Genomic DNA, 15,232 nt, shown 5'->3' with positions numbered 1-15,232 from the left:
CTAATACTGGATCACAGAGATCCAGACAATCCGAAAAAAACAGTGGCAGCCTTCCCTGTTTTGCGGTATAATATTTCTCGGTATTATTGTTCATAGTAGATTAATTTTACCACAAAAAGAAGAACGCCTCCAGGTTTGTATACCTGAAAGCGTTCTTTTTTTACGGGACTTTTTTCACAGCCCCTTATGAAAAAGAAAAAGTTTTGCGTTAGGTTGTTGGCCTCTTTACAAGTATTATAATACACAATAAGTGTGAGGATTCTGTGATGACCAATTAAAGAATCTGTGAACAAATTTAAAAAAGTGTAAACGGTTTCTTAAGAACCAATACTTGGCCGGTATAGTACTTGTAAAAATGGCAAGCCTAACTACTGAGGTGATAGTATGGATAAAAAACAGTCAGAAAAGAATAACAGAAGAAAAAACCTGGAGAAGTTCAACAGTGTTACGCAGAAGGTGAAACCTGAGAATCAAAATCAGACCCATAATGTCAGAGAAGAGGGAATTGCACCATCCCACCATAATTACAGCTGAGGCTTAAGGGTCATCGGGCAAGTGCGCGCTGCTTCGGTGGGCGGGATTAAAGCTCATCGAATGCTTTGCGTGTGAGTTAAGACTTAATAGCAAAGTCAGAATGTGAATAATCTTAAAATTAAAAAATATAAAAGATAATTTTCTATATATATTGAAAAAAAGTAAATAATATTATAAAATAAAAGCAGCAAAAACTATAAAAAGGAGGTACATAGTATGGGTGAGCAAAAGGAAACAGCTGTTTTATTAAAAGACGTTTTAGATGATAAGGAATTAGGCCAGAGAATGGACACATGGTTCGACAGACAGGGACTAAAGACGTATCAATGTGAAGACAAATTTGTATTGAGAGATTTGAATGGAAATCTGGAGGATACCTTTAACGAGGATGACTTGATTGCGGAATACAGGTTCCAGGTAGCTAACAGCAAGATTCCTAAGAAATGCAGAGAAGAGTAGGAACTTACATAAAAAAGCGGAGATGTTCTCTCCGCTTTTATTCTGCGTGACAACAGCAGAAGCCAGTTATTTATGGGAATTTTTGCTGCCTTTTTCAGATGCTTTCTGACGCTCGTCCTCTTCCCGTATTTCCCGTTCAATACGTTCCAGAGCTGATTTACAGGAAAGGGGCATTTCTAAAGGGGAATTCTGATTATTTTTTATCTCCATAGCACTAATACCTCCTGATAAGAACAGTATGTGCAGGTTTATTTCAAAATATCCTGATATTCCTCATGTTCCCGGAACCATTTAACCGCATAGGAACAAGTGGGGAGGGCCAGTTTCCCCTGCGCACGGATTTCCTCTGCCGCTTCCAGGAGCAGCTTACCGGCAATTCCCTGGCCGCGCAGGGAGGGATCTACAAAGGTATGGTTGATATTTACAGTAGTTGCGTTTAGGTTTGGGAAGGTAACTTCGGCCAGCAGTTCCTGGCTGTCACTGTATAAAGCGATTTGGTTCGGGTTGTGAATAAAGTTCATAACATTTCTCCTCCTGGGGTATCTTAATAAAGCTTGAATCGTAACAACGGATTAGGTATCGGCGTAGATTATAACAGGTTTTTAAGTAGGGTGCAAGGGAGGCATAATAGAAAATTAAAATATTTTGCTGCAGAAAGCAGAAAAAGAAAAGATGGTGAGTATTTATGACAGAGGAAATGCTGTGCAGGCTGATCCCTGATGGAGTTCGCAAAAATATGAAACAGGAAGAGATAGAAAGGCTGCTGAAGATGGACAGTGTGGAACTGAAACGGCATATCGCCGAGTACATAAAATACACGTCGGACTGTATTGAAAGCCGCACTTCTTCTTTTGGAGAGTATATTCTGCCAATACAAAGGGTTGTATTTAATAAAAGTTTTTATCCTTCTCCTACAGCCCGCCGCTCCTATCTGCATCTGCTGACGCTCACAGAGGTAGTCTATGGGCCTGGATATTCCACATCACGACGAAACCTCCCTGCCTATTTTCTCACACAGACGTTTTCTGGTGCTGGCTTTCTGGAGTACGGGGGAAGGGAGTTTTGTGTGAATCCGGGGGATGTTATGATCCTGGATTGCCGGCAGGAACATCATTTTCGGGCCGCAGCACCGGAGGGCTGGGGATATCGTCTGGCATATTTTGACGGACTGGCTATGAGGGATATGTTCGCTCAGATATCTGCCTGCGGCAGTTATGTGCTGGATATGGGGAACATCGATGCATTTTACACCTGTTTTGAAAGGCTGTTTGAGATAAATGAGGAGGATGCTGCCTGTAATGAATATAAAACAAACTGCATTCTGACACAGATGGTGACGGAGATTCTGGATGCGCTTTCTCTGTTCGTGACTAGAAGTCTTCCAGCCAGAATTCTGGAGGTTTCAGAATGGCTTGCCTTTCATTGCTGCGAAGATATATCCCTGGATATTCTGGCTGAAAAATTTAATATCAGCAAATTTCACCTGAGCCGTGAATTTAAAAAGTATATGGGGATCACAGTATTCCAATATATCAGGGATGTGAGGCTGCAAAAGGCAAAGGAGCTCCTGCGTCATACGGATCTGCCCATATCTCAGATTTGTGAGACCACACATCTGGGCAGTCCGAATGTATTTTCCAGGCTTTTTAAAGAAAACGAGGACGTTACACCAAGTATTTATCGAAAACAATGGAAGGGAATGTAAGGGGCAGCAATCTGTGCATAGTTTTCAGCAATCCAGATACTATTTATATTTTCTGCCAATGCTATAATGAAATCAGCAGATTGGTGCGGATGATACATGTATTGTGGAGGAGGTAGAACTATGGTGCCTATAAGAGAACTGCCTTGGGAGTACATTCACAGATTTCTTCTTAGCAGCGGAAGTATCCATGAGCAAAGACAATTTTGTGAGCACGCACTCCGCAGCCTGAATACCCTGGTTCCCTATGATCAGGCCCGGCTTCTGTATATAGACAAGTGCAGATATGTGAGTGATGTTACCTTGCTGGGAGTGGAAAAATGGTGGTGGGACATGTATATGGGGTATTATTCCAAGATAGAGGATTCCCGTTATTTTATCAGGAATAAATCAGTGAATCAGATCCATGTCTATGATTGGTCTATGCTAAACGGAGAGTTTGTCCGGGATTATGTCCGGCCCCAGGGACTTCGTTACAGTACAGGATTCGGGCTTACAGACAGAGATGGAGGGATCCAATGTGTATTTTGTTTGGACAGAACCTCAGTGACGCCATATACGGAAAGGGAGCTTGCGGTTTTGGAGGTGCTGCGCTCCCATCTGGAGAATTTGTACAGGGGTATGCAGGCTTCAGAGAAATTGGGGAATGAACGGCCCTATAATCCGGTATATCATTTACTTACCCCCAGAGAGCAGGAGATTGCCCGGCTCCTGTGTGAAGGAAAAGTTCCCGGGGAGATTGGGAAAATATTATATATCAGTGTAGCTACAGTCTACTGCCATCTCAGAAATATCCATTCCAAGCTTCATGTATCCAGCAGACAGGAACTGATCCTGCGCCTTATGAATTAAAAAATATGCTCCCTCCTGGAAAATAAGTAAGACTCACCGCTTATTTTTCTGAGGGGGCATATTTTATAGTTTGCTATTCAGAACAGTGTGAGCTTGGCTCTGACGGGAATCGGAATCCCACAAGCCCAATACATAAGGCAGCGGCACAGAAGAGCAGCCCCATCAGAAAGATCTGATTGAGTGTAAAGCCACTGTTTATAGCGGCTCCGCAGATAGCCATAAAAATACAGGATCCCCCGGTTCCGGCAAAACTGTACATTCCTTGTGCTGAACTGAACTCTTCCGGCTGAAGCTCTGTCTGGAAGAAAGGCGCATAGATAGACTGGGTAATTGCCTGGCCAATCCCTCCGAGAGCCGTGGCAGCGTAAATCACGAGCATAGAGCTGTCAGGACGCAGCAGATAAAAGATGCCCATGGCTATGGTATAGAGAAGCAGTGCAAGCAGGGCTACAGGCCTGAAACGTTTCCGGAATGCTTTACCCACATAGGCACCGATAAACAGTCCCATAATCGCCTGGACGACGGTCTGAGGCATAGTGACCGTGGAACTGGCCAGAGACGAACCATGCATGACCTGCTGGACAAATACAATGCCGTAAGCCGGCGCGCAGCTGCTGTAGGCAACTAATAACATCTGAATGAGAAATACTACTGTAAACCGTTTTTTCCGGAACATTCCCACAGGAACGCTGGGGTTGGTCTGCCTAAGCTCATAGCGGATCAGAAACACCATGCCTGCAAGACCGATGAGAATAAGAGCAATTCCCAGAACTCCGAACCGTGAGAACGACTTATCGCCCAGGGAGAGCCATAAAACGATACAGCACACGGCAACTACCAGCAGAAAAATTCCTGCAAAGTCAAATTTCTGCTCCCTGACAGCCCTCCTGCGGTTGGGATATAAGGCAATTAAAACAATCAGCGGAAAGACGGCAAGAGGCAGGTAACTGATAAAAGCCAGAGATGAGAAAGCGGAGTCAGCCACTGTTCCCGTCCATAATGGACCTATTAGAGCACCCAAAGCATTAAAGGTTGCCAGGAACCCAAAGTATTTGGGCCGTTCCCCGGCAGTAACCAGTTCTGCCATCATAGCATAGGGAGCGGATATGTAAAGGCCGCAGCAGATGCCTCCCAGCATCCAAAAGACAAGAAAAAGGGGGACATTTACAATAAATATAGCAGCGATTCTGGTGGCCAGCTGCACGAGTATTCCTGTTAGCACCACTGCCTTTGTGCCAAAACGGCCGCACAGCACTCCCACCAGGGGCAGTGCAAGCATCATGCCCATGGACTGCAGTGCAGTACATACTGAGTAGTAATCCATCCCATGGATAGCCAGCAGCTTAGCGGGGAGCACCACATTTCCGCCGTAACTGGATGCAGTAGAAGTGGTGAGTATCAGTAAAATAGCTGCAATAAACAGTTTTTTATGGGAAGGGGGAAATTCGGAAGCTTGTAAAGAATCTGACATAAAATACCTCCTAAAGGGTATCCGCATCCAAGCTGAATGCTTTGATGCGGATAAATGTGCAGTTACAAAAATCATCTTTGGGGACCGGGGATACAGCCTTCCACCGTATAGCTGAACGGCTTTTCCTGGAAGTTAAGAGTGGCGCCCCCGTTTACATCCACGACAGCACCGCACATGAAGTCTGACATAGGCGTGCACATGGCATATACAACCCTGGCCACCTCGTCGGGGTTCATAGTAACCGGAGTATCTTTTCCGTGGAGCTTACGGGTTTCTTCATATTCCGGACCGTAGAGGGCGGCGGCCTCAGATCCTTCTGTGAAGACTCCGGCAGATAACATACCGCCGGGAGCTACACAGTTTACACCGATTCCATATTGTCTCAGTTCTCCGGCAATGCCCTTTGTCATCCCTGCAACCCCTGATTTGGCCGCAATATAAAAAGTGTTCATAACTGTATGGGAGGGTCCGTCCCCGAGATGTGCGGCAGAGGAAATAAATATAATTTTTCCCTTAATCTTGTCACGTACCATTGCTCTTGCAGCAGCCTGGCCTATGAAATATGCCCCTTTCAGATCCGTGTCCAGAATCCGGTCATATTCTTTTTCTGTGACGTCCAGATAGGAGTAGTTGGACCAGCCGGCTGCATTGGCAACCAAAATATCAATTTTTTCGTATGTTTTTACCGTATAATCTACTGCGTTTTGACAGTCAGATACTTTAGAGACATCTGTACGAATCCAGCTGACGGTATACCCCTGTTCCGTGAATTCCCTTACCGCCTTTTGCCCGCGTTCTTCCTTGCGTGAGGCAATAACGACTTTTGCTCCTGCCTCGGCAAGCCGGTGCACAACATTATAACCCAGACCGGTTGCACCTCCTGTTACCAGGGCAACCCGGCCCTTCAGAGATGTACAGAAAATATCTGACAGTGAATCAGCGCTTTCTGCATTTTGTCTGGCCAGTGATAAGATGGTTTGTTCGTCCATATTCTTTTCCTCCATTGTTGTTTTTCAGTTACAGCAGATATTCCGGAAGCATCTGTGGTTTATGGGGAGATTATAGCAAGCTCTGGGAGGATAAGGAATACTCAATTTTGCGTATTTACCACTCACAGTACGCTGTCTATAATAGGGCACACAGACAGCAGATCATGGATGTGCTGTGAAGATGAAAACCAATTTTGAAAGGAGCAGAATTATGGCTAAAGGAGCAGAACCAAGTTTAATGCCAATGTCGACAAAGAGGACAACGATTACGCATCTTCAGAAAATGAAGGAAGAGGGGAAATTGATTTCCATGGTGGGAAGCGGCAACTGCGATCCCCTCTGGGTAGCGGCCTGCGAGAGAGCGGGAGTTAACCTGGTCCGCTATACGGCTCCCGGGGAGAACTCCGCGGAACGGGAACAGAATATGTACAGCCATACCAGAGCTATCCGACGGCTTGCCCCCAATATCTGCCTGAACGCAGTCATGCAGTCGAGATCTTATGCAGATAAATATACGGCTGTAAAAATAGGAGCCACACTGATGGCAGACGGTGCAGACTGTGTGATGCCCATGGGGGTTACAAACGATACGCTGAAATATATGTCCGACAATTATATTCCGGTATTCGGACATGTAGGATGCCTCTCCGGGTGGCATTCTGTATGGTATGGAGGATATAAGCGGGTGGGAAAGACTGCGGAAGATGCTATGAAGGTTTTTCGCCAGGCGTATGAATATCAGGAAAACGGTATGGTGGGAATGACCATTGAGATGTCTTCCAGAGAACTGACAGATGCTATTGCAAAGAAGCTGCGTGTGCCTGTCATCCAGGTGGCAGCAGGAGGTGCGGCGGATGGCTCTGAGCTGGTGATCTATGATCTTCTGGGTTTTCAGCCGGTATCCACTATGGCCAAGCATTCCAAATGCTATCGGCCGTTCTTTGAGGATTCCATACAGGCATTTGCAGAATTTGATGCGGATGTGAAGAATCAGGCTTACCCTGCAGAGGAACATGGCTGGAGTATGGAGCCGTCGGAACTGGAAAAATTTATGGATGAATTGGAAAAAATATAGCAGGGTTGTTTAAACAGAGATTGCAACCATAAAAAAGGCTGTCGCATCATGGATGCGCAGCCTTTTTTATAACCCTCTGGATACCATGAGATATCGTGGAAATTATTTCCTGAGATATTTGGCTATAAATACGTTAAAATGGTTAGATATCAACAGTAATAACCTTAATTCCTTTTGCCGCAATCTTTTCCAGTTCATCGGGATCTGCGCTGGGATCTGTGATTAGAATGTCTATATCCTGGATAGGTATACTGATGAAATTATAGGATTTCCCGACTTTGGAACCATCTGCAGCTATAATCACAGGTCCGTTGCAGCGCTTAACCATGGCCTCATTAATGGAGGTCTCCTGGTAAACAGAGGTGGTGGTACCGCACGTACTGCTGATTCCATTGACTCCCAGGATACAGGCATTCCCGTAAATGCTGTTTACCACATTGAGAGCATAGCTTCCCACAAGAGATTTGGAGCGGCTGCGGCACTCCCCGCCAGTCATTATCAGTTCTACATTATCACTCCAGACAGAAGAGGGGGCAAGTGCATTGTTAGTTAATATGCGGACGGATCTGCTGTTAAGGTATTTCATGACAGCAAGTGTGGTGGAACCTGAATTCAGGAACACAGTAGATCCGTCCTGAACAAGTGAAGCTGCCTTTTTTCCAATACGATTTTTAATATGTTCGTTCAGGATCTTTTTTTCTTCCACCACAACATCATAATCTGCTGTGGGGGTATTCAGTGCTGCTCCGCCGTGAAATCTCTGCACCAGGTTCTTTTTTTCCAATTCAGCCAGATCCCGGCGGACAGTCAGCTCGGAAACCTGGAGCATCCTGCTGGCATCGGAAACTTTTATGGAATTGTGCTTAGTAATATAATCAAATAACCGCCTCTGTCTCTCCTGAATCACGTTTTTGGATTGGTTCATATTGAACACTCCTTACTATATAATGTTAGTTTATGAGTTCGATTATAAAACAATAAGAGGATAAATGCAATAAAATATCCGTTTAAACTTATAAAAATATAAAATAAATGAATGAAAAATATTTTAAACGAATGAAAAGATGTCGAAAATGTACAAAAATGAAAAAAATTATCGGAAATAAGTCAATAGACATTAAAAATGATTAATAGTACAATAAAAACATCAAATAAACGTACAAAATCAAATAAATAAACCAGGAAGGAGAGAAAATGAATAGAATTGACGAAGTAACAAGGGAAAGGTGGATATTGGACACTTTTCCCGAATGGGGAACATGGCTGAATGAGGAGATCGAAGAGCAGACAGTGGAGGAAGGCAATGTAGCTATGTGGTGGCTGGGCTGCACCGGGGTGTGGATAAAAACACCTGGAGACTGTAACATCAGCATTGATCTATGGTGCGGAAAAGGGAAGAGAACAAAACAGGTGAAGGAAATGGCTTTGGGTCATCAGATGGCGAATATGTCCGGGGGGAGAAAGCTGCAGCCGAACCTGAGAGCGTCTGTGGCTGTACTGGATCCTTTTGCGGTAAGAAAAGTAGATGCTGTACTGGCAACACATTACCATCAGGATCATATGGATGTGAATTATGCAGGGGCGGTTCTCTCTAATGTTCAGGAACCCATCCCCTTTATTGGTCCCCAAAAGGCAGTAGAACTATGGATAAAATGGGGGGTTCCCGAGGAGAGATGCATAACTGTCAGACCGGGAGATACAATAAAAATAAAAGATTTGGAGATTCTTGCTCTGGAATCTTTTGACCGGACGTGCCTGGTAACTACAGACGGAGTGGAGAATATCAGAGGAACCTGTCCGGGTGATATGGATCAAAAGGCGGTGAATTATCTGATTAAGACTCCGGGAGGAAATATATATCACAGCGGTGACAGCCACTATTCTATCTGTTTTGCAAAACATGGAAAGGAACATACGATCGACGTGGCACTGGCGTCCTTTGGTGAAAATCCTGTTGGGGTAGCGGATAAGATGACATCGGTTGATGTTCTGCGGATGGCGGAAGCACTGCAGTGTAAGGTGGTAATACCGGTGCACTATGATGTATGGACAAATTTTATGGCGGATTTGAATGAAATACGGGTCCTGTACAGGATGAAAAAAGACCGCCTGAATTATAGGTTTCATCCCTTTTTCTGGGAAGTGGGAGGGAGATATATCTATCCCCATGATGGTGAGAAAACAGAATATCATCATGACAGAGGGTTTCAGGACTGCTTTGAGAGGGAACCCAACACACCTTTTTGTTCAATTTTATAATGATAGAGAAGATGCTGAATCAATCACCCTAAGGGAATATTACTTCCAGGCATGACAGGCATTAGGCAGGGAAGACATCCCGGGTATACTTAATGAAAGAAAGGATTATATTATGAAGAATAGAAGAAAAAGTATTGCTTTACTTACAGCAGGCATTATACTGTGCGGCAGTGTTCTAGCAGGGTGCGGAGAGAAGAATGAGACCAAGGAAAACAGTTCGTCTGAAAAGTTTACCTTTCGAATAGGAGCTGGACATGTAGTGGAGAACATTACCTGGACTACGGCAATGGAAGAATATTTTGTACCTACGGTAACGGAGAAAGCAAAGAGCCTCGGCTACGAAATTGAATGGGTAAAATCTTACGGCGGATCAGTGGCAAAATTAGGGGAAGCTCTGGAGGCAGTAGAAGGAGGAATCTTGGACTTTACTTATGTAAATTATGGATTTGAGCCGTCCACTCTGAAAATACATAATATTGATTTTAGAGTTCCCTTTACCTGTCCGGACCCTGAAGTTGTAAGCAAAGCAGCAGCAGGCCTGTTTGATAAATATCCGGATGAGTTTTCAAATGCATTCCAGAAATACAACCAGACCTCTCTGGGAATTGGTGTGACAGATAATTACTGCATCTATTCTACAAAACCAATTGAGTCTGTAGAAGATCTGAAGGGAATGAAAATCGGCGGGGGAGCAAGCTATCTGTACTGGCTGGAGAATACTGGTGCCACTGCTGTCCAGTCCAGCTTAAACGACGGATACACAAGTATGCAGACCGGAGTGTATGATGCTATGATTTGTCCTCTGGGTTCCGCTTATGGAATGAAATTATATGAGGTTGCACCCTATGTAATCCTAACAGATTTTGGTTCCAAGATGGCTGGTTCCCTAACGGTTAACAATGACACACTCAATGGCCTTCCCGAAGACTTGAAGGATGTCATCCTTGAGACAGGAGCTGGCTATACGGAAGCAGAAGCGAAACTCACAGCGGAGAAATATGCCAGTGACCTGGAAGGATTAGAGAAAGCCGGCGCAACGATTATCCAATTGAGTGATGCAGAAAAAGAAAGATGGGTGGAGGTAATTCCTAATGTTGTTCAGTCTGCAGTGGATGAATTCAATGAGGCCGGCTATCAGACAATAGAAATATACAATGCATATTGGGATGAATTAAGCAAAAACGGGTATGATATGGTAATCGACTGGGAGCTGAAATAACGTTCTGGATAAATTGGAGGTCTGTATTTTGAAAGCATTTATGAAAATCAAAACAGGTTATGAAACATTCCTGTCTTACTACAGCTCGGCAGGGGCATTGCTTATTGCGGCGCTAATGTGTGTAATAACATTTGATGTGGTTGCCAGAACTTTTTTCAACTATTCATTTCAGGGGACGGCAGAAATAGTGGCTAACTCTATTGTGGCGATAGCGTTTATGCAGTTTGCTTACTGCCTGGCTGTGGGAAAACATGTGAGAACGACCATTATTTACGACAAGGCAAATGAAAAAGCTAAACTTTATCTTGACCTTTTTTCTTATTTGATAGGATTCTGTGTTTTTGTGATTCTGATTCACCCGGCACTGGAGGTGTTCCTTGCAGCAGTTTCCAGCGGAGAATTTGAGGGGGAGGGAGCCCTTAGAATTCCCACATGGCCGACGAAATTAGCTATATTCATTGGATATGTAACACTGCTGATTGAGTATGTAATTCATATTCTTGATACAATATTTAAAATAGCGGGAAAAAATCAGGAGGTGAAAGTATGAGCACATTGCAGATAACGGTACTGTCATTTTTGTTGTTGATTATTCTGGTTGCAATGGGGGTTCATCTGGGAGTGAGTCTGCTCAGCTGCAGCATTGTGGGGATGATTCTCGCTGTGGGAAATTATGACGTGGCTGTCAATATGGTAATATCCACAGCTTACAATTCTCTGAAAGACTACATTTTTGGGGTAACCCCTCTGTTTATTTTAATGGGCTTACTGGCGAACCTTTCAGGCGCCAGCGGAAGCCTGTACGACTCCTGCCATCTGCTCTTTCGAAGACTGAAAGGGTCGCTGGGATATGCCACCGTAGTTGCAAATGCAATCTTTGCTGCTGTCACCGGTGTAAGCATAGCTTCGGCAGCTGTTTTTACTAAGATTGCAGTTCCGCAGATGAGAAAGCACGGATATGAAAAGAAGTTTTCCGTAGGAAGTGTGGCCGGAAGTTCCATACTGGGAATGCTGATTCCCCCCAGTGTGCTTATGATATTATACGGAACGGCATCAGGTACCTCCATAGGACATCTGTTCGTTGCAGGGGTAATTCCGGGGATTATTACGACTGTGGTTTTTATGTTTACCATCTGGCTGACTATAAAAGTCAAACCAGATACTGTGCCTAACATGGACGAAGCTGTTCAAACTATGGGACGAAAAGAAAGAATGAGTATTATTTTAAAACCCTGGCCTATGATTTTATTAATTCTTGTAAGTCTGGGCGGAATCTGGCTGGGGTATTTTACTCCCACGGAAGCTGGAGGTGTAGCTGCATTCGGTGCTTTGCTTCTGGTAATTGCTAATAAGAAATTTACCCCAAAAGGGTTCTTAGAGGTCTTAAGAAATGCAGGGGTAAGTACGGGAAGTGTTATGTTTTTGCTGATCACAGCGCAGATGTATTCAAGAGCCCTGGCCGTATCAGGGGCTATTAACCTTGTGGAAGACTTTATTCTTTCCCTGCATATGCCGCCTATGCTAGTTGTAATTATGTTTATGATTATCTTCCTTGTGCTGGGATGCGTATTGGATTCCACATCCATTGTCCTGCTTTGTATGCCCATTATGTGTCCTATTATAGCAAACTATGGATATGATCTGGTTTGGTTTGGCATAATATCTATCATTGCAATCCAAATCGGTATTATATCGCCGCCCTTCGGTATGAGCGTATTTACAGTAAAATCCGCACTGGGGGACATTGGCTCAACAGATGGGGACGATATCAGTGTGATAGATATTTTTAAGGGTTCGATGCCTTATATTGCAGGGATGGTAGTTGTATTAGTTATCTGTATTGCATTTCCCAAGGTTGTTTTACTTGCACTTTAAAGAGGAGGAAAAATGGAGAAAATAATTCTGGATGTGACAGAAAAAGACAGAATGCGCTTAAGAGAGCTGGCAAAAAAGCAGTATGAGATATCCCAGCTTCCTATTATGAAAGAACGGGAGGAGAGGTGGTATAGGCATAATATCTGCCAGGGAAGCTGCCGGGGGGATTACCCTATGGTGGTCATGGAGATAAAATATTGTATTGATGATTATCTGGATCTGGTATGTGAAACAGAGTTTGCGCGGGAAATTGAGAAAGAGCTGTTGACACAGCTGTTGAACCACACACTGGTGGACGACGATAAGGTGATCCCTGGATATTTCACCATATACTGGAATATGGATATCCGAACCTTTGACCTGGATATGGAAGAAAAGAGAGTGACTGACAACAGAGGAAAAAGTGTGGGATATACTACCATACATCATCTGGAAAATCTGGAAGAAAGCTTCTGTAAGATTGGTAAGACTGTCCGCAGAGCAGATAAAGAGTATACATATCGATACAAAGAAAGGGTGGAGGAGATTTTTGGGGATATTCTTCCAGTAAAAATCAAGATGCCCCCTGCTGTCAACTGGATGGTCAGTCCTTCTAAAAAAGCAATTTACCTTATGGGGCTTGAGAGTATGATGCTGGCGCCTTACGACTGCCCGGAGAGGTATCAGCAGCTTTACGGAATGCTGGTGGACGATGTACTGGAGACATTTCAATGGATGAAAAGGGAAGGTCTTCTGTGCCTGAATAATGAAAATGATTACGCCGGAGCGGGGAGCTATGGATTTACCAGAGAATTGCCTGGCGGGCGGTATCTTAAAACCGGAGAGATCGATCTGAAAGACTTGTGGGTGAATCTGAATTCACAGGAAACTATCAGTATTTCTCCCGATATGTACGGGGAGTTCTACTGGCCTCACTATAAAAGGCTGGCTGAACAGTTTGGACTTGTCTATTATGGGTGCTGCGAACCTACAAATCCAATCTGGAAAGATTACCTTTCTACTTTAAATAATCTGAGAAAGGTTTCCGTATCACCTTGGGCAGACGATGAGCTTATGGGTGATTATCTGAGGGGCAGTAAGATTATCTACTCAAAGAAGCCCAGCCCTAACTATCTGGCGCTGGATACTCCGTTGAATGCGGAGGACTACAGAGAACATATTAAGAAAAGTGTACTGGCTGCCAGGGGCTGTGAGACAGAGATTATTGCTCGGGATGTATACGCTTTGTACGGAGACAGGCACAAACTGGGACAGGGAGTCCAGATTATAAGAGAGGTATTGGAAAAATACTGGTAGCAGGTGGTGATGTATGAATATTTTAGTTCTTGATATTGGGACAACAAGTATGCGCGGGGTAATGTACTGCGAGGGCAAAGCAGTATTAAAAGAAGTCACCTGTGAGACACCCTGCATTTATAAAAAAGAGGGTATTGTAGAGCAGGATCCTAATGTCTGGCTGAACGGTGTGCAGAGAATCTGCCGTCAGATACAGGAAGAGTTTGTAATAGACGCGATTGCGGTGACAGCATTCCGTTCTTCCGTGATAGCGGTAGACCGGGCGGGTACACCGCTTCTTCCCGGCATAATGTGGCAGGATACCAGAAACTCCGGCATCTGCCGGGAACTGCAGGGGTTTAGTCCCATGATACGAAAGAAGACGGGCGCAGATTTGAACACGGTGTTCAGCGGAAGCAGAATAACTTGGATAAAAAGAAATTGTCCTGACATTTATCGGAAAACCTATAAGATGGTAACAGTTGCTGATTTTATCATATACCATTTGACGGGCAGATTTGCGACCGATTATACATATGGGAGCCGGAGCCATCTGATGAATCTTCATGCATTGATATGGGATGAGGAGCTGTGCAGGATCTTTGAAATTGACAGCAGTAAGCTGTGTGAGCTGATACCGCCCGGCAGCCGTGCGGGGTATACGACTATTGGCGCGTCAAAGCAATTCTCCATACCCCACGGCATACCGGTAATTACCTCTGGAGGAGATCAGCAGTGCAGCGCGGCGGGAGCGGGGGCATGGGACAAAAGTACTGCGGTGGTGAACAGCGGAACGGGAACCTTTACGGTTACCGTTATAGATAAAGTACCTGAAAAAGAGATAGAATCCATATGCAATGCTGCCTCCATACCCGGTAAATACATTCTGGAGGCCAATTCATTGTCAGGCTCCGCAGGATTCGATTGGATTTGCAGGCTGTTATCTGGAATTGGAACCCAGGGGAGGCCAGATTATAAATCGATTAATACCTTAATTGAAAAGGTGCCTCCGGGTGCCGGCGGTGTATCCTGCATTCCCCATTTCAGCGGCTGCGGGACCCGTGCCTGGAATCCACAGGCCAGAGCTGCCTTTACAGGAATTTCTCTGGATACAGGACGCGGAGAATTAATTCGGGCAGTGTTAGAGGGGATTGCTGTTGAGACGAAGAAAAATCTTAAGCTTTTAAAAGGTGACGGAGCGGCATTTGACACTATTTACATTTCTGGAGGTATGACAAAAAGTGAAGTTTATAATCAATTGCAGGCCAATGTATATAACTGCCCTGTAGTCTCGTTTAAGAATCCTCAGGCAACAGCATTCGGTGCCTATATGGGGGCAGGTGTGGCCCTGGCTGTCTTCTCTGATTTTAAAACAGCCTTTCAGTCCGGGAAATGGGATGATACCAGAACGATTTATGAGCCCAAGCGGGAGACAGTTGCTTTGTATGAGGAAATAGAAACCAGGACGGAACTTCTTTTTCAATACATGAGAAGTATGGAAAGCAGCAGGAGGGTATGAACA

General features: G+C 44.5%; 16 protein-coding genes. 11 read left to right on the top strand and 5 right to left on the bottom strand.

Annotation, left to right across the window (positions count from 1 at the left end; all coding sequences use genetic code 11):
• The first annotated feature begins 384 nt into the window (after window positions 1–384).
• Together BUA56_RS23235 and BUA56_RS20780 are read left to right on the top strand one after the other, a co-directional pair.
• Window positions 385–534 carry a hypothetical protein gene (locus BUA56_RS23235; protein ID WP_167594284.1) on the top strand — a complete coding sequence of 50 codons (150 nt, stop codon included), beginning with the start codon at window positions 385–387 and terminating at the stop codon, window positions 532–534.
• A gap of 216 nt (window positions 535–750) precedes the next feature.
• Complete coding sequence (locus BUA56_RS20780) at window positions 751–993, top strand: hypothetical protein (RefSeq protein ID WP_072854687.1); 243 nt, start codon at window positions 751–753, stop codon at window positions 991–993.
• 66 nt (window positions 994–1,059) lie between these two features.
• Here BUA56_RS20780 and BUA56_RS23075 read toward each other — a convergent pair whose 3' ends face one another.
• Window positions 1,060–1,203 (bottom strand): hypothetical protein, encoded by a 144-nt coding sequence (locus tag BUA56_RS23075; RefSeq protein WP_158641024.1) that lies wholly within the window; start codon window positions 1,201–1,203, stop codon window positions 1,060–1,062.
• Between the two features lie 38 nt (window positions 1,204–1,241).
• On the bottom strand, window positions 1,242–1,514 hold the full coding sequence (locus BUA56_RS20775) for a GNAT family N-acetyltransferase (protein WP_072854686.1): 273 nt from the start codon (window positions 1,512–1,514) through the stop codon (window positions 1,242–1,244).
• Window positions 1,515–1,678: 164 nt separating this feature from the next.
• Between BUA56_RS20775 and BUA56_RS20770 the strand changes: the two genes are divergently transcribed.
• On the top strand, window positions 1,679–2,698 hold the full coding sequence (locus BUA56_RS20770; RefSeq protein WP_072854685.1) for an AraC family transcriptional regulator: 1,020 nt from the start codon (window positions 1,679–1,681) through the stop codon (window positions 2,696–2,698).
• Window positions 2,699–2,818: 120 nt separating this feature from the next.
• Window positions 2,819–3,547: a response regulator transcription factor gene (locus tag BUA56_RS20765; protein WP_072854684.1), complete on the top strand. Its 729-nt coding sequence runs from the start codon at window positions 2,819–2,821 to the stop codon at window positions 3,545–3,547.
• Window positions 3,548–3,620: 73 nt separating this feature from the next.
• On the opposite strand, the gene BUA56_RS20760 is transcribed toward BUA56_RS20765, so the two are convergent.
• Both BUA56_RS20760 and BUA56_RS20755 read right to left on the bottom strand, forming a co-directional pair.
• Complete coding sequence (locus BUA56_RS20760) at window positions 3,621–5,018, bottom strand: MFS transporter (RefSeq protein WP_072854683.1); 1,398 nt, start codon at window positions 5,016–5,018, stop codon at window positions 3,621–3,623.
• A gap of 71 nt (window positions 5,019–5,089) precedes the next feature.
• Window positions 5,090–6,007 carry an SDR family NAD(P)-dependent oxidoreductase gene (locus tag BUA56_RS20755; RefSeq protein WP_072854682.1) on the bottom strand — a complete coding sequence of 306 codons (918 nt, stop codon included), beginning with the start codon at window positions 6,005–6,007 and terminating at the stop codon, window positions 5,090–5,092.
• A 211-nt stretch (window positions 6,008–6,218) separates the two neighbouring features.
• On the opposite strand from BUA56_RS20755, the gene BUA56_RS20750 reads away from it, so the two are divergent.
• Complete coding sequence (locus tag BUA56_RS20750) at window positions 6,219–7,082, top strand: 3-methyl-2-oxobutanoate hydroxymethyltransferase (protein WP_072854681.1); 864 nt, start codon at window positions 6,219–6,221, stop codon at window positions 7,080–7,082.
• A gap of 142 nt (window positions 7,083–7,224) precedes the next feature.
• Here the strand turns inward: BUA56_RS20750 and BUA56_RS20745 are convergent, their stop codons facing one another.
• A complete protein-coding gene (locus BUA56_RS20745; protein ID WP_072854680.1) occupies window positions 7,225–8,007 on the bottom strand; it encodes a DeoR/GlpR family DNA-binding transcription regulator in 783 nt (260 codons plus the stop codon).
• A gap of 269 nt (window positions 8,008–8,276) precedes the next feature.
• Between BUA56_RS20745 and ulaG the strand changes: the two genes are divergently transcribed.
• The 6 genes from ulaG (at window position 8,277) to BUA56_RS20715 (ending at window position 15,229) form a co-directional block, all read left to right on the top strand.
• On the top strand, window positions 8,277–9,341 hold the full coding sequence (gene ulaG, locus BUA56_RS20740; RefSeq protein WP_072854679.1) for an L-ascorbate 6-phosphate lactonase: 1,065 nt from the start codon (window positions 8,277–8,279) through the stop codon (window positions 9,339–9,341).
• A gap of 112 nt (window positions 9,342–9,453) precedes the next feature.
• Entirely contained in the window at window positions 9,454–10,560 is a 1,107-nt protein-coding gene (locus BUA56_RS20735) for a C4-dicarboxylate TRAP transporter substrate-binding protein (protein WP_072854678.1), read from the top strand.
• A 28-nt stretch (window positions 10,561–10,588) separates the two neighbouring features.
• Window positions 10,589–11,110: a TRAP transporter small permease subunit gene (locus BUA56_RS20730; protein ID WP_072854677.1), complete on the top strand. Its 522-nt coding sequence runs from the start codon at window positions 10,589–10,591 to the stop codon at window positions 11,108–11,110.
• The gene (locus tag BUA56_RS20725) at window positions 11,107–12,435 is read left to right on the top strand and encodes a TRAP transporter large permease (RefSeq protein WP_072854676.1); all 1,329 of its coding nucleotides are present in this window, start codon (window positions 11,107–11,109) and stop codon (window positions 12,433–12,435) included. The genes BUA56_RS20730 and BUA56_RS20725 overlap by 4 nt, the downstream gene beginning before the upstream one ends.
• A gap of 12 nt (window positions 12,436–12,447) precedes the next feature.
• Window positions 12,448–13,731 carry a uroporphyrinogen decarboxylase/cobalamine-independent methonine synthase family protein gene (locus BUA56_RS20720; RefSeq protein ID WP_072854675.1) on the top strand — a complete coding sequence of 428 codons (1,284 nt, stop codon included), beginning with the start codon at window positions 12,448–12,450 and terminating at the stop codon, window positions 13,729–13,731.
• A gap of 13 nt (window positions 13,732–13,744) precedes the next feature.
• The gene (locus tag BUA56_RS20715) at window positions 13,745–15,229 is read left to right on the top strand and encodes an FGGY-family carbohydrate kinase (protein ID WP_072854674.1); all 1,485 of its coding nucleotides are present in this window, start codon (window positions 13,745–13,747) and stop codon (window positions 15,227–15,229) included.
• Window positions 15,230–15,232: the final 3 nt, after the last annotated feature.

Source organism: Lactonifactor longoviformis DSM 17459 (assembly GCF_900129135.1).
Taxonomy (GTDB): Bacteria; Bacillota; Clostridia; order Lachnospirales; family Lachnospiraceae; genus Lactonifactor; species Lactonifactor longoviformis.
This window is presented reverse-complemented; position numbering and strand designations above follow the sequence as displayed.